16 protein-coding genes, 1 tRNA gene and 1 pseudogene are annotated in these 17,304 nt (G+C 66.4%); 6 read left to right on the top strand and 12 right to left on the bottom strand.

The window, feature by feature from the left end:
• A pseudogene (locus LTI14_RS07155) lies at window positions 1-230 on the bottom strand (iron ABC transporter substrate-binding protein); the annotation flags it as partial.
• Window positions 231-830: 600 nt separating this feature from the next.
• On the opposite strand from LTI14_RS07155, the gene LTI14_RS07160 reads away from it, so the two are divergent.
• From LTI14_RS07160 to LTI14_RS07185, 6 genes are all read left to right on the top strand, one after another.
• On the top strand, window positions 831-992 hold the full coding sequence (locus LTI14_RS07160) for a hypothetical protein (RefSeq protein WP_241476138.1): 162 nt from the start codon (window positions 831-833) through the stop codon (window positions 990-992).
• A gap of 977 nt (window positions 993-1,969) precedes the next feature.
• The gene (locus tag LTI14_RS07165) at window positions 1,970-2,632 is read left to right on the top strand and encodes a cyclodeaminase/cyclohydrolase family protein (protein ID WP_241464740.1); all 663 of its coding nucleotides are present in this window, start codon (window positions 1,970-1,972) and stop codon (window positions 2,630-2,632) included.
• 15 nt (window positions 2,633-2,647) lie between these two features.
• Window positions 2,648-3,070 (top strand): DUF3054 domain-containing protein, encoded by a 423-nt coding sequence (locus LTI14_RS07170; protein ID WP_241476139.1) that lies wholly within the window; start codon window positions 2,648-2,650, stop codon window positions 3,068-3,070.
• A gap of 136 nt (window positions 3,071-3,206) precedes the next feature.
• On the top strand, window positions 3,207-4,394 hold the full coding sequence (locus LTI14_RS07175) for an alcohol dehydrogenase catalytic domain-containing protein (protein WP_241464738.1): 1,188 nt from the start codon (window positions 3,207-3,209) through the stop codon (window positions 4,392-4,394).
• A gap of 62 nt (window positions 4,395-4,456) precedes the next feature.
• Entirely contained in the window at window positions 4,457-5,347 is an 891-nt protein-coding gene (locus tag LTI14_RS07180; protein ID WP_241469404.1) for an SDR family oxidoreductase, read from the top strand.
• Between the two features lie 46 nt (window positions 5,348-5,393).
• Window positions 5,394-5,651 carry a DUF7218 family protein gene (locus LTI14_RS07185; protein WP_241469405.1) on the top strand — a complete coding sequence of 86 codons (258 nt, stop codon included), beginning with the start codon at window positions 5,394-5,396 and terminating at the stop codon, window positions 5,649-5,651.
• A gap of 101 nt (window positions 5,652-5,752) precedes the next feature.
• Here LTI14_RS07185 and LTI14_RS07190 read toward each other — a convergent pair whose 3' ends face one another.
• From LTI14_RS07190 to obgE, 11 genes are all read right to left on the bottom strand, one after another.
• Complete coding sequence (locus tag LTI14_RS07190) at window positions 5,753-7,432, bottom strand: catalase (protein ID WP_274616006.1); 1,680 nt, start codon at window positions 7,430-7,432, stop codon at window positions 5,753-5,755.
• Between the two features lie 153 nt (window positions 7,433-7,585).
• Entirely contained in the window at window positions 7,586-9,184 is a 1,599-nt protein-coding gene (locus LTI14_RS07195; RefSeq protein ID WP_241464735.1) for an NAD-dependent epimerase/dehydratase family protein, read from the bottom strand.
• A 61-nt stretch (window positions 9,185-9,245) separates the two neighbouring features.
• Entirely contained in the window at window positions 9,246-10,235 is a 990-nt protein-coding gene (locus LTI14_RS07200) for an aldo/keto reductase (RefSeq protein ID WP_241476140.1), read from the bottom strand.
• Window positions 10,236-10,426: 191 nt separating this feature from the next.
• Window positions 10,427-10,502, bottom strand: a tRNA-Ala gene (locus LTI14_RS07205).
• Window positions 10,503-10,640: 138 nt separating this feature from the next.
• Window positions 10,641-11,012, bottom strand: a complete 372-nt coding sequence (gene rsfS, locus LTI14_RS07210; RefSeq protein WP_241464733.1) for a ribosome silencing factor — start codon at window positions 11,010-11,012, stop codon at window positions 10,641-10,643.
• Between the two features lie 11 nt (window positions 11,013-11,023).
• Window positions 11,024-11,992 carry a hypothetical protein gene (locus tag LTI14_RS07215; protein WP_241476141.1) on the bottom strand — a complete coding sequence of 323 codons (969 nt, stop codon included), beginning with the start codon at window positions 11,990-11,992 and terminating at the stop codon, window positions 11,024-11,026.
• Window positions 11,993-12,119: 127 nt separating this feature from the next.
• Window positions 12,120-12,716, bottom strand: coding sequence for a nicotinate-nucleotide adenylyltransferase (nadD, locus tag LTI14_RS07220; protein ID WP_255727177.1), 597 nt, complete (start codon window positions 12,714-12,716; stop codon window positions 12,120-12,122).
• A 59-nt stretch (window positions 12,717-12,775) separates the two neighbouring features.
• Window positions 12,776-12,955 (bottom strand): hypothetical protein, encoded by a 180-nt coding sequence (locus tag LTI14_RS07225; protein ID WP_241464731.1) that lies wholly within the window; start codon window positions 12,953-12,955, stop codon window positions 12,776-12,778.
• A gap of 54 nt (window positions 12,956-13,009) precedes the next feature.
• A complete protein-coding gene (locus LTI14_RS07230; RefSeq protein ID WP_241476142.1) occupies window positions 13,010-14,413 on the bottom strand; it encodes a glutamate-5-semialdehyde dehydrogenase in 1,404 nt (467 codons plus the stop codon).
• 2 nt (window positions 14,414-14,415) lie between these two features.
• The gene (proB, locus tag LTI14_RS07235; RefSeq protein WP_241464729.1) at window positions 14,416-15,570 is read right to left on the bottom strand and encodes a glutamate 5-kinase; all 1,155 of its coding nucleotides are present in this window, start codon (window positions 15,568-15,570) and stop codon (window positions 14,416-14,418) included.
• On the bottom strand, window positions 15,567-17,237 hold the full coding sequence (obgE, locus tag LTI14_RS07240; protein WP_241469409.1) for a GTPase ObgE: 1,671 nt from the start codon (window positions 17,235-17,237) through the stop codon (window positions 15,567-15,569). Before obgE ends, proB begins: the two co-directional genes overlap by 4 nt.
• Between the last annotated feature and the right edge of the window lie 67 nt (window positions 17,238-17,304).

Genomic DNA, 17,304 nt, shown 5'->3' on the forward strand with positions numbered 1-17,304 from the left:
AGCTCGGCGGTGTCGCCATAGCGCACCTCGACCTCGATGCCGGTCTCTTCCGAGAAGGTGTCGATGAGCGGCTGGATCAGTTCCTCGTTGCGCCCGGAATAGAGCACCAGGCTCTCCTGCTCGGCGGTGGTCTCGTCACCGTTCGACGCCGGCTCAGTGGTATCGCCACAGGAGGTCGCGGTCAGGGCGACAAGTGCGCCCAGGGTGACCGCCATAGAGGTTCTGCGCATGAGTAGTGTTCCTTCGGATCTGAGTGGAGGGCTCTCGGACGTGAGGCCTGATTGGACAGCTATGAGGCTACCTTAAGATACGCAAGGAGAGTGTGTGTTAATTGAGTAAGGATCGATTAAGACACAACACCATCGTGCGGCAGGCAGGGGTTCCAGGCCGGCCTTCCGTCCCCAGGGATTAGGTCACCGGACGAGCAATTGTGCTGTACGGCCCGCGAAGCATCGCCGGCTCAGCGGATCTGGAGTTGATCACGAATCCGGGAGTCTCCGCCGCGGGGGATGCTGGCGCCGAGGGGATGCCGCTTACTTTGGCAGCTGTGATGGAGGTGAAATTCGCGGCATCGAACATCCTTAGTCAGAGAATGCTGTACCTGACTAAGGGGGGAGTGCAGTGTGACCTCGTGCATGCCGAGGTCGGCCGCGGTCTGTTTGATCGGTCGTCCTTCGCGGACCAGTGCGATGGCGCGGGCCCGGAACTCTGGAGGGTAGGGGGGGGTGGTATGTTCATCAGCATTCCATGAAGGCCATCGGCTAGCGAGGAATAGTGGAGCCCAAACTGTGGGTAGGTCAAGACGTCACCTTTCCGCGCGGCAGACCCAGATGGAAGTCCTGCGCCTCAACGCGAGCAAGCCGGGCGGCGAACGGATTGAAGCGCTGCGCGCCAAGCGGAACCACATGATCACGGCCATCGGAATAGGGGTCAGCGCGATCACTGCACTAACCGCGGTCGGCCCGGTCGTGGTCACCGTCCTCTTTGCCTGATCTTGAGCTATGGACACAAGGAGTCTTCGCCGGGTCCATTCATTTCCGTCAAAGTTCGGCCATGGTCACCACTAGAACCCAGGAAACACAGGGGCGAAATCAATGTGGGTGACGTTAAACAACGGATGATGCGTTCTGGATCATCTCGTCACAGGTCGGGATCTTCACCGCAGCGGCGTGACGCACCGACTCCATGAGAGCACAATGCGGACGGGCAGGACTGACTCGAAAGAGACCGTCCCGATACGAGATCACGGTACGGTCAGTCGAGTTTGCGTAACCTGGCTGTCGACTCCGGCGGATCATGCTTTCTCCTCAGTGGCCATGAATCGCAGGATTTAAGATGACAATCGTAGCGACACCAGGTTTCGTAGGATAGTGGCCAGGTTCTATAGGACTAGACAATGATCCTGCCCCGACTGGGCCCGTCGGATAAAGCGCCGATAATCTACATTATGTCAGGTTGTCCCTGGAGACAGATGAAAACTGCTGGCATGCCTCGTGCCCGCACCCACCGTCCTCATCGCTCGGGTGCCTAGCAGCGACTCAGCTGAGTCCGGGTTCGGTGAGTCTGAGCCTGCGATCAGCGTCTCAGCATCGGCGCGCGACAGGCTTGGTGCTGCAGCGACATCATCGACGGTGGCGCCGTTCTCGACCGGCTCGGCCAGCAGGCGGATCACGAGTTGCTCTGCGCTCAGCAATCACGCTGCGTAAGTCACCATGTCGGCGCGCAGATGCGAGAGGGTCCCCGGTGGGACGACGGTCGACTTGTCATGAGTCGAGACCAGCGATCCTAGTTTCTACACTGAGTTAGCAGTGAAGATAATGTCTATAAATTAGATTTACGGATACCCGTATTGAGCGGGATCGACATGTGTCGATGACAGGGAGCTCTCGGCCCACTCCACCTCTGCCTGGACCTGCACTCCCCTGCAGCCTGCGTTTCATTCCTACCAGTCGTAGGACAGACTCGACCCATGACTGATGCGGAAGAGATCACCACGCAACGCTCGACGGTCGCCGAATGGACCCAAGGCCTGTCCCAGTCCACCGGATCCCCGGGCGGCGGCGCCGGGGCCGGGACGATGCTTGCCATCGCCGCGTCGCTGACCTCCATGGTCGCCGGGTACACCGAAGCCGATCCAGAACGGCGGGACACGCTCGCCGCCATCCTCGCCCGAGCCGGCGATCTTCGGCAGACCGCCCTGCAGCTGGCCGACGACGACGCCACCGCCTCCCACGCCTTCGGCGCAGCCTTCAAGCTGGAGCGGGGACCGAAGCGCGAGAAGGCCATCCGTGAGGCCGCGATCGGTGCGGCGCAGACCTCCGCAGAACTCGGCGAGTACGCCGTCTCGGCCATCGACGACCTGTCCTGGCTGGCAGAACATGGCAAGCGAGCCGTGATCGCCGACGTCGTCGTCGCCTTCGGGGCACTTCGGGCCGCCGTCGCGGGTGCACGCACCAACGCCAGCTTCGATCTGGCCACCCTGAAGTCCTCAGGTTCCACACTCGAGGAGATCCAGGATCAGCACCCCGACCTCTGGGCCACCGTAGAAACGCTGACCACCGCGATCAGCCGCATCGATGCCTGCACCGCCTCGATAGATGATCGGGCAGCCCCGACGCACGCAGAGGCATAGTCCTAGACTCGGTCCATGCACTCCTCCCCCTCCCCGCAGGCAGCGCCGACCCGCCATGCCGCACTCCCCTGGCTGCTCCTGCTGCTGGACGGCCTGCTGGTGCTTGCCTTCGCCGCCACGGGCAATCGCTCCCACGAGACCGGACTGGCCTTCAGCGATGTGTGGGGCACCGCTGCACCGTTCCTGCTCGCACTGCTGGTCAGCTCGCTGGCAGTGCGCTTCTGGCGCAGCCCCTCGCGGCTCTGGCCGGACGCCGTCGTCGTGATCCTCGGCACCGTGGCTCTGGGCATGACTGTGCGCGTGCTCAGCGGCGGCGGCGGCGCGGAATGGTCCTTCATCCTGGTGGCGCTCGGCGTACTGGGCACCCTGCTGCTCGGCAGACGCCTGGTCAGTGGTCTGCTCACTGGCCGACCCACGCGTCGCGGCGTGACGCGCTGAGGCCAACGTGGGGTTCATGTCCAGCTCACTGCCAGGTGGTAGTCGATAATGTGGACCCTGTAAGGGTGATTCCGGGAGTGAAGAATGACATCTCTCCCAGATATGCCGCGCAGAAGAACTTCTGAGGAGACGTGACGTGAAAGCAGTGACATGGCAGGGCCATAACAAGGTAAGTGTGGAGACCGTCCCGGATCCACAGATCCAGCAGACCAACGACGCGATCATCGAGGTCACCTCCACCGCGATCTGCGGCTCGGACCTTCACCTCTATGAGGTGCTCGGCCCGTTCATGACCCCCGGCGACATCCTGGGCCACGAGCCGATGGGTCGTGTCGTCGAGGCGGGTCCCGACTCGAACCTCGCCGTCGGTGACCGAGTGGTCATCCCCTTCCAGATCTCCTGCGGCAGCTGCTTCATGTGTCAGCGCGGCCTGCAGACCCAATGTGAGGTCACCCAAGTCCGCGAGCAGGGCATGGGCGCCGCCCTCTACGGCTTCTCCGCGCTCTACGGCGCCGTCCCCGGCGGCCAGGCCGAATACCTGCGAGTCCCCCACGCGGACTACAGCCCGATCAAGGTCGGCAACGAGCTGCCCGACCACCGCTACCTCTTCCTCTCCGACGTCATCCCCACAGCATGGCAGGGCGTGGCCTACACCGGACTCAAGAGCGGTGACAGCATCGCGATCATCGGACTCGGCCCGATCGGCCAGTTCGCGGCGCGCATCGCCAAGCACCAGGGCATGAAGGTCTACGCCATCGATCCCGTGGCCGAGCGCCGCGCGATGGCCGCCCGCCACGGCGTCATGGTCTTCGACACCGGCGAGGAATCGCTGAACCAGATCCGCGAGGCCACCGACGGCCGCGGCCCCGACGGTGTCGTGGATGCGGTCGGCATGGAAGCCCACGGCTCCCCCATCGCCAAGGCAGCCCAGATCTCCGCGCAGTTCCTGCCCGACGCCCTCGGCAAGGCCATGATGCAGACCGTCGGCGTGGATCGCCTGGCTGCCCTGTACTCGGCCATCGAGCTCGTCCGCCGCGGCGGCACGATCTCGCTGAGCGGCGTCTACGGCGGCGCCGCCAGCCCGCTTCCACTGATCACCATGTTCGACAAGCAGATCACCGTGAAGATGGGCCAGGCCAACGTGAAGAACTGGGTCGACAAGATCCTGCCGCTGGTCGAAGATCCCGCAGATCCCCTGGCTGTGGACGACTTCATCACGCACACGCTGCCGCTGACCGACGCTCCCGGCGCCTACGAGATGTTCCAGAAGAAGGAAGACGGCTGCATCAAGGTCGTCCTGGATCCCACCAGGTCAGCAGTCTGAGCGGCGGCCACCAACCTGAGCCGGCTGCCTGCCGGACACACCTCTCTCGAAGGACATCAGTCATGACGAGCGATCCATACACCCAGCAGGACCCCCGGACGAAGTACCGTCACAGCGACCTCCCCGAGCAGGAGCAGCCGGACCAGCCCGGGCTGACCGGCAAGACCGGTCCGGAGCCGGATCACGGCGAAGCGAGCTGGGTCGGCCACGGACGGCTCAAGGGGCGCAAGACCCTGATCACCGGCGGCGATTCCGGCATCGGCCGCGCCGTCGCGATCGCCTTCGCCCGCGAGGGATCGGACATCGCCATCGCCTACCTCCCAGAGGAGGAGGAGGACGCCCAGGTCACGGCTCAGCACGTGCGCGAGGCCGGCCGTCAGTGCGCCACCTACCCGGTGGACATCACCGACGAGGAGAGCGCCGTGGGCATCGTGCGCCGCGCCGTCGAAGACCTCGGCGGGATCGACGTGCTGATCCTCAACGCCGCCTACCAGCGGGCCCGTGACGGCGTCGGTTCGACACCTACCGCTGAGGTGCGCAAGGTCTTCGAGACGAACCTCATCGCGCATATCGTGATCACCCGTGAGGCGGTGCCCCATCTGAACCCCGGGGCCTCGATCATCGTGACCACCTCCATCCAGGCGGTGGGCCCCAAGCCCGTGCTCTTCGACTACGCGATGTCCAAGGCTGCCCAGGTCGCCTTCATCGAGTCGATGGCAGCGGAGCTGGCCGAGAAGGGCATCCGCGTCAACGGTGTGGCACCGGGCCCTATCTGGACTCCGCTGATCCCGGCCACCGGGTTCGACGGCGTCGCTCAATTCGGTCAGGACACTCCCCTGGGCCGCCCAGGGCAGCCCGCGGAGCTCGCCGGGGCGTACGTCTATCTCGCCAGCGAGGAGGCCTCCTACGTCTCCGGCTCGGTCATCCCGGTCACCGGCGGCAAGGGTTTCTGAGCCGCAGCACCTGAGTCCAGCATGAGCCGACGGAAGGATTCTCTCCATGGCACGATCAAGCGTGAAGGATGAGGAGCTCTACGAACGCCTCCGCGAGGAGGGCAACTCCAAGGAGAAGTCCGCTCGCATCGCCAACGCGGCTGCCAAGGAAGGCCGCAGCAGCGAAGGCGAGAAGGGCGGGGAGGCGTCGAACTACCAGGACCGGACCGTGGCGCAGCTGCAGGATCGGGCCAGGGAGCTCGGTCTCACCGGGTACTCGAAGATGAACAAGCCTGAACTGATCGACGCGCTGCGCAACCACTGAGGTTCTCAGCGGGACCAGCAGGCCAGCAGACGGCAATGGCCGGAAACCCGTCGGGTTCCCGGCCATTGCCGTCTCAGCTGACGCTCAGTTCTTGTGCAGCATCACTTGCTGTAGCTGGGGCTTCCCAGGTTGCCGGCGAGCACGTCTTCGGCCGAGGCCTGGCGGTTCTCGACGGACGCCGTCCAGGTGCCCCACTGCTCGGGGTCAATGGTGTCGCCATTGTTGCCGAGGTTGGCGAGGCGCTGCTCCTCCTCCTCGGTGAAGTTCTGCACCGCCAACGGCAACAGGTGCGACACATCCTCCACGGTGAGGCCGATGTTCTTCGCGATCCGCTGACCGTAGTCATCGTGGATCATGAAGAAGTGCCAGACGATGCGCTCCTGCACGTCGCGCTCGGACTGCTCGAGCATGCCGGTGAGCACGTTGATCAGCTCATCGCGCTCCCAGTCCATCATGGTGTTGTAGCGACCGCGTGCCTGCAGGTAGTCATTGCGGCGATCGAGGTTCTCCTGCACCAGCTGTCCGCCGACGGCCGGAGCGTTGTTCGGCTGCGGCCCCGGGGACTCGTGTAGTCCATTGTGGATGGAGGGCTCGTAGTTCACGTGCGGGTTCTGCTCGGGATGCACGTCGTTGCCGAAGGACATCAGTCCGCCGCGCTGGTTCGTGTAGACCTTGCCGTCGCGGCCCTTGGGCTGGTTGACGGGCAGCTGCAGGTAGTTCGGTCCCACGCGGTACCGCTGCGCGTCCGAGTAGGAGAAGGTGCGACCGACCAGCATCTTGTCATCGGAGAAGTCCAGGCCGTCGACCAGGACACCGGTGCCCATGGAGATCTGCTCGTTCTCGTTGTGGTGGTCACCCACATTGCGGTTCAGCGTCATGACGCCGATCTTGCGCAGCGGGAACTGGTCCTCGGGCCAGATCTTGGTGTCATCCAGCGGATCCCAGCCGAGCTCGGGGTGCTCGTGATCCTCCATGATCTGGACGTGGACATCCCACTGTGGGAACTCGCCGCGTTCGATGGACTCGAAGAGGTCCTTCGAGGCGTGGCCGAGGTCCTGGCCCTGCACCTTGGCAGACTCTGCCTCGGTCATCGAGGCGACGCCGGCGCGCGGGTGGAAGTGGTACTTCACCAGGACGGTCTCGCCCTCGGCGTTGACCATCTTGTAGGTGTTGACGCCGAAGCCCTCCATGTGGCGGTAGGTCGCCGGGATGCCGCGGGGGCTGAAGAGGTGGGTCAGCATGTGCATGGACTCGGGAGTCTGGCCCATGAAGTCCAGGATGCGGTTGGGCTCCTGGCGGAAGGTGATCGGGTCCGGCTTCAGCGAGTGGATGACATCGGGGAACTTGATCGCATCGCGGATGAAGAACACCGGAAGGTTGTTGCCGACCAGGTCCCAGTTGCCGTCTTCGGTGTAGAACTTCACAGCGAAGCCGCGGGGATCCCGGGCGGACTCTGAGGAGTCACGGCCGCCGATGACGGTGGAGAAGCGGATCGCCAGGTCGGTCTTCTTGCCGGCCTCCTGGAAGAGCTTGGCGCGGGTGTACTTCGACGCCGGCTCGTCGCCGATCATGCCGGTGGCCTCGAACTCGCCGTAGGCCACGAATCCACGGGCGTGGACCACACGCTCCGGGATGCGTTCCCGGTCGAAGTGGCTGATCTTCTCGAGGAACTGGTAGTTCTCCAGCGTGGCGGGCCCGCGGTTGCCCACGGTGCGCTGGTTCTGGTTATTGGTGACAGGGTGACCCTGTCGAGTGGTCAGGATCGGATCGGTCTGTGCCAATTCGCTCTCCTTTTCGCTGCAGCGAGGTCCCCTGCGTCTCATGGACTGAAGAGGACCCTCACTTGCCCGACATGAGGCGGGCAGGCTTATGGGGTGGACTCTCTGAGCTTAGCAAGATCAAGAAGTTATTACGAGTAGTTCAGAACTAGTGGTTCAGCGTGTCTTCTCGAACGTGTCGCGGTCTTTGCGGAAGGCTCGGTGCCGGGCGTATTCGTGGACGGTCTCCAGCTGCTCGCGCTGGGCCTCGGCATCCTCGATCAACCCCTGGAACACCTGCGGATCCACCCCGAGGGCGTGGGCGTGGTCCTTCATCACAGACCACCCGTGAAGCTTGCCGGTGACCGCGGTGATCATCATCTCCGCTTCGAGCACCAGCGTGGAGGGCGATCGGCCGCCCGGCGGTCTGCCGTTGGGCTTGAGCCGTCCCACCCGCTCCCCCAGCCACGCGATGGTGGTGGACCCGGGTGGAGTCGAGAAGCCTTGACGCTGGATGAGCTTGACCAGAAAGCCGCGTTCGCGCCTGATCGCCTCGGCCACCTCGGAGATCTGCGGGAACACCGGTGTGTCGACGTAGTCGGCCGCCATGCGTTTGATCCGATTCGTTCCCGCGGTGGCTCCGGCAAGATGGTCGGACATGTACTGGCGCAGCAGCAGCGCGTCGACCTCTCCGCCCAGCTCGTGCTCAGCAGATGGAAGTTCCGGCCGGTCCGCGGCGTCGAGGTCCCGGGGGCGCAGCGGCGCCGAGGGGGCGCCGACCCCGGCGGCCATGCCCTGGACGAGCTCCTCCAGTGCCTGGGCACCGGAATGCTCCGGTGCCCAGTGGAGCTCCTTCTTCGCCCGGGAGTTGTCCATCACCGGCACGTGGCGGCCCATGTCCAGCCAGCCTTCATCCGTCGGGAGGATCCCGGCCCGGTGGGCGGCCTTGATCATCGGACGAAGCGCAGCAGCCGGCAGCGGGAGCGCGATTCCTGGGGATTTCTCACCGGAGACGACCTTCGCGATGGCGTCCCCGTCGAGCAGGTCATCGGCGCAGATGTTGAATGCGCCCTGTGCCCCCAGAATCGCGGCCTGTGCGTAGGCGGCAGCCAGGTCATCGGCGTGCACAGCCTGGGTGCGAATGCCGCCGGGGACCGGAACCACCGCAGGCCGGAAGAGCTGCAGCAGCTGCACCGGTGCCAGCTTTCCGGCGAAGTAGCGCTGGATCTCGGAGCCGGCTTCGCGTTGGAAGACCAGCCCGGGTCGCAGCCGGGCCAGTGAGAAGTCAGGATGAGCCTGCAGGAACTCGTCCATGACGCGCTCCTGGGCCACCTTGTCCTCGCTGTAGTGGGACCCGGGGATGCCCTCGGTGGGCCACTGCTCATCGTGCGCGACGTCATCCTCGGCTGGCGAGTACACCCCGACCGAGGAGGCGACGACGGCCTGGCGCACCCCCGCCTGGGCCGCGGCTTCCAGCACGTGCCGGGTCCCGTCGACATTGACCCGGCGCAGCAGGGTGCGCTCCTTGTTGGGCTGGATCAGCCAGGCCAGATGGATCACGGCGTCGCAGCCGGAGAGCGCCTCGGCCAGCTCGGGCACGACCTCGCTGTACTGGATGTCCGCGCGATGCCACTGCGCGTCCGCATACGGGGCGGCGTCGGTGTCGGGGAGTCTCCGTGCGATCCCCAGCACGCTGTCCACCTCGGTGCGGCTGCTCAGGTGCCTCAGCACCGCTGTTCCGACGTTGCCCGTGGCTCCGATGACGGCGATGCGCATAGGTCCTCCTGCTCGGTGGTATCTGGTCTGGGTGCTCAGTTCAGCGCACGCCCCGCGGTCTTCACCAGCGGGCGTGGACCGAGGGCGCGATCTTATCGGCGTAGAGCCTGCTCACCGCTGCCCGGAAGTCTTCGGAGAGCTTCGGCACTCCACCGGCCTGCGCGTTCTGGCGGGCCTGCTCGGCATTGCGCGCCCCGGGGATGACGGTGCTCACGCCGGAGGACTGGACGACCCAGGCCAGGGCCGCCGTCGTCGGCTTCAGCCCCTCCTGCTTGGCCAGCTCTGAGAACTCCGCGGCCGCCTCGACCCCGGTGGCGAAGTCCACGCCGGAGAAGGTCTCCCCGATGTCGAAGGCCTCACCGGAGCGGTTGTAGCTGCGGTGATCGGTCTCCTCGAAGGTGGTGTCCTTCGTGTAGCGGCCGCTGAGCAGTCCGCTGGCGAGCGGGACGCGCGCGATGATGCCCACTCCGGCTTCCTGTGCGGCCGGCAGCACGGCCTCCAGCGGCTTCTGCCGGAAGGCGTTGAGGATGATCTGCACCGAGGCCACATTGGGGCGGGCGATGGCGCTCAGGGCCTGGTCAGTGGTCTCCACGCTGACGCCGTAGTGGGCGATGGCGCCGGATTCCACGAGGGCATCCAGGCGGTCGAAGACGGCATCTGAGCTGAAGACATCATCGTTGGGGCAGTGCAGCTGGACGAGGTCCAGGGTGTCTCTGCCGAGGTTCTTCCGGGAGCGGTCGATCCAGGCCTGGAAGTTCTCAGCCGTGGCGTGCTCGAGGCTGGGTTCTTCCGCGCGGCGGATCATCTTGGTGGCGACCAGTCCGGTCCATTCAGGGTTCTTGCCCAGCCATGTGCCGATCAGCTGCTCGCTGAGGCCGTCGCCATAGACGTCTGCAGTGTCGAACATGGTGACGTCCTGCTCAGCTGCGGCATCCATGACGGCGTAGGCGTCGGCTTCCTCGACGCGACCGAAGTCCCCGCCGAACTGCCAGGTGCCGAGACCGATGGTGGATACTTCGCGACCGGTGCGGCCAAGGACACGATGCTGCATAGGGAAACCTCCGAGGTTGGCTGTGATCTGAGACAGCTGTGACGATCGACACCAGCCTACTCCTCACCGAGGACACGTCTCAGGTCCCGGCGCGCCGGCTTGGCGCGGAGAGAACAGCCAGGTCAGCGGGGGGGCATGCGGGCATACGAAAAAGGTCCGGAGTCCTGTTGGACTCCGGACCTGCTTCGCTCTGGTGGAGGTAAGGGGATTCGAACCCCTGACCTTCCGCATGCCATGCGGACGCGCTACCAGCTGCGCCATACCCCCAGATCATCACCCCGGCTCAGCAACTGCGCCGCGGCAACTCCCCTACTGTACTGTGAACCCGAATCGCTGCGCAAATCGGCGTCCAACTACCAGAGAATTGCCTGGCCCAGCCGCTGACCTGGGGCTATGCGCCCCTACCTACGGTGCATCAGGAAGCTGCAGGTCGACCTTGGCAACATCGGCATAGAGCCTGTCGAGGCCGTAGACCGCGCGTTCTTCTTCATGCTGGACATGGACGACCATGTGTCCGTAGTCCAGCAGCACCCAGGTACCGGTGCCGCGGCCTTCACGGCGCAGCGGTGAGGAGTCGTGGACCTCTTTGAGCTGGCGCTCGACCTCGTCGACGATGGCGCCGATCTGCCGTTCAGAAGGTGCCGAGCAGACCAGGAAAGCGTCGGTGATGCCGAGCCGCTCCCCCACGTCCAGCCCGACGATGTTTGTCGCGAGTTTGTCCGCAGCCGCAGAGGCCGCGGTGCGGAGTTCAGAGAGCACTAGTTCGGTGATAGCCATGACGTCCAAGCTTAGAGGATGAATGAGAGTACAACACCGACCGTGATGATCAGCAGCAGGGCGAGAATGATCACAAGCCAGCCCATCATGGACTGACGCGCTCCCTGACGTGTGCTGTGTTCGACCATCGCGTCGATTTCGAGACCGTGGGCTCCGCGCGCCTGGATCGGTTCGATGGATCCGGTCGCGTAGACGGTCGGCTCCGCGGGCTCATCAGATTCCAGGTGAGCCCGCAGGGTCTTGCGCGTGATCACGTCGGACTCGGGCCGCAGAGGACGCCGCCGCTCCTCATCATCCCGGTCCGCCTCGACCTGTTCCCTGCGCAGCCGTTCCTGGTTGGCCTGCATCGCCCGGGCTGCGAGGGCCTGCTGCTTCTTCAGCAGCTCGGGATCCACTCGGTCTGGATCATCGGCGGCGACCACGGCCTGGGTGAGCTCCCGCAGCTCCGCGATCCTGTCCTCGGCGGCGAGATCAGCTTCGGACCAGTCGGTCTCTGCCCGATCCTCAGGCGTCTCACCCTCTTCGGCACCGAAGAACTCGGCCTCTTCAGGCTGCTGAGATTCCGAGTGGTCAGCCTCAGCAGCCGCCACGGCTGCCGAAACGGGTGTGGAGTCCTGGGTGGAAGGCGCTGGGAGGGAGAATTCCCAGGCGGCGGCAGGCGCTGTGCTGGAGCTGGATCCGCTGGTGGACTCGGAACCGGTCGTGAACGCGGGGGCTGTGCCGGACCCGCCGACGGCGCCGGGCTCGGGGTCGTTGAGGGATTCAGCGGCCTCGGGGGATCCAAGGCCACTCTCCGGCGCGGTCGCGTCGGCTGAGACCCCGTCGATGACCCGCTTCGGCGCACGACGCTTTCCGGTGCGCTTCTGGGCGAGCTCAGCTTCGCGCTGACGGCGCAGCTCCTTGCGGGAGACCGGAAGGTACCGGGCGCGCAGATCTTCGCCGTCTGACGCGTCGTTCAGCTCGGTGTTCTCTGCGGTCATCGTGCGGCCTCCTGAAGTCCCCGGCCAGACAGTGCTGCCCGAGTAGGGACGTTGCCCTGGATCAAATCGGTCTCAATGGTGGAGCACCGATGTCCATCGTATGCCGAGGCGTGAGGGTGCGGAGCACTCAACGCGCGGGGTCCGCTGAATCTGGTTGGTACAGCCGGTGCTTGGCGATGTATTGCACCACGCCGTCGGGCACCAGGTACCAGACCGGCTTCTCGGCGCGGACGCGTTCGCGGCAGTCCGTGGAGGAGATCGCCATCGCCGGGATCTCCATCAGGGAGATCTCATCGGTCCGGCCGAAGTCCTCGGAGATGTACCCGGGACGGGTCACCGAGACGAAGTGCGCGAGCTCCCAGAGCTCATCGACGTTCTTCCAGGACATGATCTGGGCCATCGCATCGGCACCGGTGATGAAGAACAGCTCAGCATCGGGGTACATCTCGCGAAAGTCGCGCAGGGTGTCGATGGTGTACGTCGCTCCCCCGCGGTCGATGTCCACGCGGGACACGGTGAAACGAGGATTTGCGGCCGTGGCGACCACGGTCAGCAGGTAGCGATGCTCAGCGGGCGCGACCTCACGGCCCGCTTTCTGCCACGGCTCCCCCGTGGGGACGAAGATGACCTCATCGAGGGCAAACTCTGTTGCCACCTCGCTGGCCGCGACCAGGTGACCGTGATGGATCGGGTCGAAGGTGCCACCCATGATCCCCAGTCGCAGCGGACCTGGAGCACGCTCAGAGGTCGCCGCGACGCGCGGGTGACGTTGCGCCAAGAGGGTCAGTGATCGCTGTGCGGTGCCGCGGGCAGCTGGCGGCCCTTATCGGCGAAGCTCATGGTGATCAGCAGCAGGAACATCAGCAGGACGAACATGATGATGCCGAACCAGTGCGCTTCGATCGGCAGCGCGCTGGGCTCCTCGGCGCCGAGAACTGTGGCGATGACGTGCAGGTTGAACATGCTTCTCCCTCAGGTGGGATGAACGTGGATTTATCGATCCCCAGTGTACGGGAATCAGGCGCGGACCTGGCCCTCGCCGCGGACGATCCACTTGGTGGTGGTCAGCTCGGCCATTCCCATGGGCCCGCGGGCGTGCATCTTCTGGGTGGAGATGCCGACCTCCGCACCGAGGCCGAACTGCCCGCCGTCGGTGAAGCGGGTGGACGCGTTGACGATCACGGCCGCGGCATCGACCTCGGCGACGAACCGGTCGGCGTTGGCCACCGAGTCGGTGACGATCGCCTCGGTGTGCCCGGTGGAGAAGCGGGTGATGTGTGCGATGGCGTCATCGAGTGAGTCCACCACTCCGACGGCCATCTCCAGGTCGTGGTACTCGGTGGCGTAGTCGTCTTCGGTGACCTCGGTGACGGTGCCGAACTTCACCGGATCCTCGGTGAGGCTCTCCGGCTGGGTGGCGGGCAGCCACTCGCGGGCACGCGCGTCCACGTGCAGGTTCACGCCGCTGCGCAGCAGCCCGCGCAGGACCTCCTGGCCGGCCTCGGCGGCGTGGGCGTGCAGGAGCAGGGTCTCGGCGGCGTTGCAGACGCTGGGCCGCGATGTCTTGGCGTTGACCACGATGTTGCGTGCGGTCTCGGCGTCGGCGTGGGCGTCGATGTAGATGTGCACGTTGCCCTCACCGGTTTCGATCACCGGCACTCTTGAGTTCTGCACCACGTGCTGGATCAGTTCCCGGCCTCCGCGCGGGATGAGCACGTCGACGGAGCCGCGCTGGGTCATCAGCGCGGTGGCACCCTCGCGTCCGAAGCTGTCGATGGACTGCACCGCGTCGACGGGCACCGCGGTCGTGCGCAGCGCGTCGCGGATGATCGCCAGCAGCATCTCGTTGGTCTTCTGCGCGGCGGACCCGCCGCGCAGGATCACGGCGTTGCCGGACTTGAGCCCGAGGGCTGCGATGTCCACGGTGACGTTGGGGCGGGCCTCGTAGATCACTCCCATCACTCCGAGCGGAACGCTGACCTGGGTCAGTCGCAGCCCATTGGGCAGCGTGCGGCCCTGCAGCACCCGACCGACGGGGTCGCTGAGGCCCATGATCTCTTCCACGGATGCGGCGAGGGCCTCGATGCGTTCCTGGCTCAGCGCCAGCCGGTCCAGCAGCGAGCGGCTGAGTCCTGCTTCGCGGCCTCGCTCGAGGTCTTCATGGTTCGCCTCGGTGAGGGAGACGACGGACTCGCGAAGGCCGGAGGCCACTGCAGCCAGGGTCCGGTCCTTGTGCTCGCGGTCGAGGCCGCGGAGACCCCGGGATGCTTCGCGGGCGCGCTCGGCGACTGCGCTGATGCCGTCGGCGACCTCCTGCGGGACGTCCTTCGGGGTCTCACCCGGGACGTCCTTCACCGTCTCCTCGGAGTCGTCCTTCGCGGAGCTGGTCTCGGGCTGCTGGGTCTTCTGCTGGTCTGCCATGCTCACAGCCTAGTCTCGATGCGGACGATGTCATCTGCATGAATCACTGCACGTTCATATTCCGGCCCCAGGTCGGTGCCCAGCTCGGCGGTGGAGCGCCCGAGCATCTGCGGGAGCTCGGTGGAGGAGTACCCCACCAGTCCCCTGGCCCGCACGGTGCCGGCCCGGTCGGTGATCTCCACCGGGTCCGAAGCCTCGAAGTCCCCGGTCAGGGCGAGGATCCCGGCCGGCAGCAGTGAGCGTCGACCTTCGACGACGGCGGCGACAGCCCCGTCGTCGATGCTCAGCCGGCCCTTGGGGTGGGCCAGGTGGGCGATCCAGGCGGACCGGGCGCCGCGGCGTCGTCCCCTGGCCTCGAAGAAGGTGCCCACGTCTTCGCCGTGGAAGAGCCGGCGGGCGTTCGGCGCGGAGGTCAGCAGCGCCGGGATGCCGCTGGAGGCGACGATCTGGGCGGCTTCGACCTTGGTCACCATGCCCCCGGTGCCGACGCCGGCCTTCCCGCGGCGGCCCAGTGTCACCCCGGTCAGGTCCTCGGGACCGGAGACATGGGAGACCGGTGAGCCGCCCTGTTCCGGCGGCCCGTCGTAGAGGGCGTCCACGTCGGAGAGCAGGATCAGCGCGTCCGCGCGGAGCAGGTTCGCGGTCAGCGCGGCGAGCCGGTCATTGTCGCCGAAGCGGATCTCGTGGGTGGCCACCGCGTCGTTCTCGTTGATCACCGGGACCGCTCCGAGGCTGAGCAGCTTCTCCAGGGTGCGCAGCGCGTTGGTGTACTGGGTGCGCCGCATCAGGTCCTCCACGGTCAGCAGCACCTGCGAGACGGTGGTCTGATACTGGGCGAAGGCCCGGGTGTAGTGCGCCAGCAGCAGCCCCTGGCCGACGGCGGCCGCAGCCTGCTGGGTGGCGAGGTCGGCCGGCCGGGTGCCCAGACCCAGCGGGGCCAGGCCCGCGGCGATCGCACCTGAGGAGACCAGCACGACCTCGGTGCCGCGCGCACGCAGCACCTGCAGATCCGCGACCAGCCGATTCAGCGCGTCCACGGAGATCCCCCCGTCAAGGGTGGTCAGCGAGGAGGAGCCGATCTTCACCACCACGCGCCTGGCGTTGACCAGGTCCGTGCGGGCGGTGACCATCGATTCGGTCAGCCGGGGCGTGCTCATCGCTGGTCGGCCTCCGCCTCATCAGTGCCGAAGCCCTCGTCCTGCAGGTCGTCAGGATTGCCGTGCGGGTAGAAGATCTCCACGCCGTCCTCATCGGTGACGCTGGTGGGCGCGCCGTCGTCCTTGCGCTTGGTGGGCGCGCCGGCCTGGGAGCGGTACTCCACGTCCATCTCGGCGCGGGTGGAGACCTTCGCGGCGCGGCGGTCTGCCTGCTCCTGCTTCTTCTCCGCACGGGTGGGCCGGGAATGGTCGTCCAGGCGCAGATCGGTGCCGCGAGGACCGCCCAGGTGCTCGGCACCGGCAGCCATGGTGGGCTCCCAGTCGAAGACCACGCCGTCCTCCTCGGAGCCGATGACCACGGCCTCGCCGGGCTTGGCGCCCTGCTTGAAGAGCTCGTCCTCGATGCCGACGGCGACCAGGCGGTCGGCGAGGTAGCCGACGGCCTCGTCGTTGCCGAAGTCGGTCTGCAGGATCCAGCGCTCGGGCTTGTCCCCGCGCACGCGCCACAGCGGCTCGCCGCCCTTGGACTCCGCGGTGACGGTGAACTGCTTGCGGTTCACCGAGCGTGGCCGCACGGTGACCGGCACCGGGGCGGGTTCGATCTCGCGCTGGGCGCGCGCCTCGAGGACCAGTTCGGCCATGGCGAAGCCGAGATCGCGCAGTCCGTCGCGGTTCAGTGCGGAGACGTCGAAGACCCGGTAGCCGCGGCCGGTGAGCTCGGCGCGCACCATCTCAGCCATCGCGGCACCGTCGGGCAGGTCGGTCTTGTTCAGCGCGACCAGGCGTGGGCGCTCGTTGAGCGGAACCGCGTTGGAGGAGTTGTCCTCGGTGCCGCCGGCGCCTTCGACCTTGTCCGGGGCGTAGGCGGCAAGCTCGGCCTCGATGGCGTCGAGATCGCCCAGCGGATCGCGGTCGCTCTCCAGCGAGGCGCAGTCGAGCACGTGCACCAGCGCGGCGCAGCGCTCCACGTGGCGCAGGAACTCGTGTCCCAGGCCCTTGCCCTCGGCGGCGCCGGGGATCAGTCCGGGCACATCAGCCACGGTGAACCGGGTCTCACCGGCTTCGACGACGCCCAGGTTGGGCACCAGGGTGGTGAAGGGGTAGTCAGCGATCTTGGGCCGCGCGGCGCTCATCGCGGCGATCAGGCTGGACTTGCCGGCGGAGGGGAATCCGACCAGGGCGATGTCCGCGACGGACTTCAGCTCCAGGACGATGTCGTTCGCCTCACCGGGGGTGCCGAGCAGGGCGAAGCCGGGGGCCTTGCGCTTCTTCGAGGACAGTGAGGCGTTGCCGAGACCACCCTGTCCGCCTTCGGAGATCGTGTAGCGGGCACCGGGTTCGACGAGGTCGGCGAGGACCCGGCCGTCCCGGTCCTTGACCACGGTGCCCTCGGGCACGGGCAGCTCCAGCACGGGACCGCGGGTGCCGTGCCGGAGGTCGCCCTGGCCGACGCCGCCGTTCTCGCCGTGGCGATGCGGACGGTGGTGGTACTCCAGCAGGGTGGTGGTCTGCGGGTCGACCACGAGGACCACGGAGCCGCCGTCGCCGCCGTTGCCGCCGTCGGGCCCGCCGAGGGGCTTGAACTTCTCGCGGTGCACGGAGACGCAGCCGTGGCCACCGTTACCGCCCGTGGTGTGGAGGACCACTCGGTCGACGAAATGTGCCATGGCTGGAGACTCCTTGAAGAAAATTCTGACTTAAGACAAGTCGAGGGTGGGCCCATCAAGTGGGCCC

This window comes from Nesterenkonia sp. YGD6, assembly GCF_022565895.1.
GTDB lineage: Bacteria > Actinomycetota > Actinomycetes > Actinomycetales > Micrococcaceae > Nesterenkonia.

Bases quoted from the DNA above. Each gene is read 5' to 3' on its own strand.
- rsfS (WP_241464733.1), bottom strand. From the start codon at position 11,012: ATGGCTATCACCGAACTAGTGCTCTCTGAACTCCGCACCGCGGCCTCT.
- LTI14_RS07165 (WP_241464740.1), top strand. From the start codon at position 1,970: ATGACTGATGCGGAAGAGATCACCACGCAACGCTCGACGGTCGCCGAA.
- LTI14_RS07225 (WP_241464731.1), bottom strand. From the start codon at position 12,955: ATGTTCAACCTGCACGTCATCGCCACAGTTCTCGGCGCCGAGGAGCCC.
- LTI14_RS07200 (WP_241476140.1), bottom strand. From the start codon at position 10,235: ATGCAGCATCGTGTCCTTGGCCGCACCGGTCGCGAAGTATCCACCATC.
- LTI14_RS07185 (WP_241469405.1), top strand. From the start codon at position 5,394: ATGGCACGATCAAGCGTGAAGGATGAGGAGCTCTACGAACGCCTCCGC.
- LTI14_RS07195 (WP_241464735.1), bottom strand. From the start codon at position 9,184: ATGCGCATCGCCGTCATCGGAGCCACGGGCAACGTCGGAACAGCGGTG.
- LTI14_RS07215 (WP_241476141.1), bottom strand. From the start codon at position 11,992: ATGACCGCAGAGAACACCGAGCTGAACGACGCGTCAGACGGCGAAGAT.
- LTI14_RS07230 (WP_241476142.1), bottom strand. From the start codon at position 14,413: ATGGCAGACCAGCAGAAGACCCAGCAGCCCGAGACCAGCTCCGCGAAG.
- proB (WP_241464729.1), bottom strand. From the start codon at position 15,570: ATGAGCACGCCCCGGCTGACCGAATCGATGGTCACCGCCCGCACGGAC.
- LTI14_RS07160 (WP_241476138.1), top strand. From the start codon at position 831: ATGGAAGTCCTGCGCCTCAACGCGAGCAAGCCGGGCGGCGAACGGATT.
- obgE (WP_241469409.1), bottom strand. From the start codon at position 17,237: ATGGCACATTTCGTCGACCGAGTGGTCCTCCACACCACGGGCGGTAAC.
- LTI14_RS07180 (WP_241469404.1), top strand. From the start codon at position 4,457: ATGACGAGCGATCCATACACCCAGCAGGACCCCCGGACGAAGTACCGT.
- LTI14_RS07170 (WP_241476139.1), top strand. From the start codon at position 2,648: ATGCACTCCTCCCCCTCCCCGCAGGCAGCGCCGACCCGCCATGCCGCA.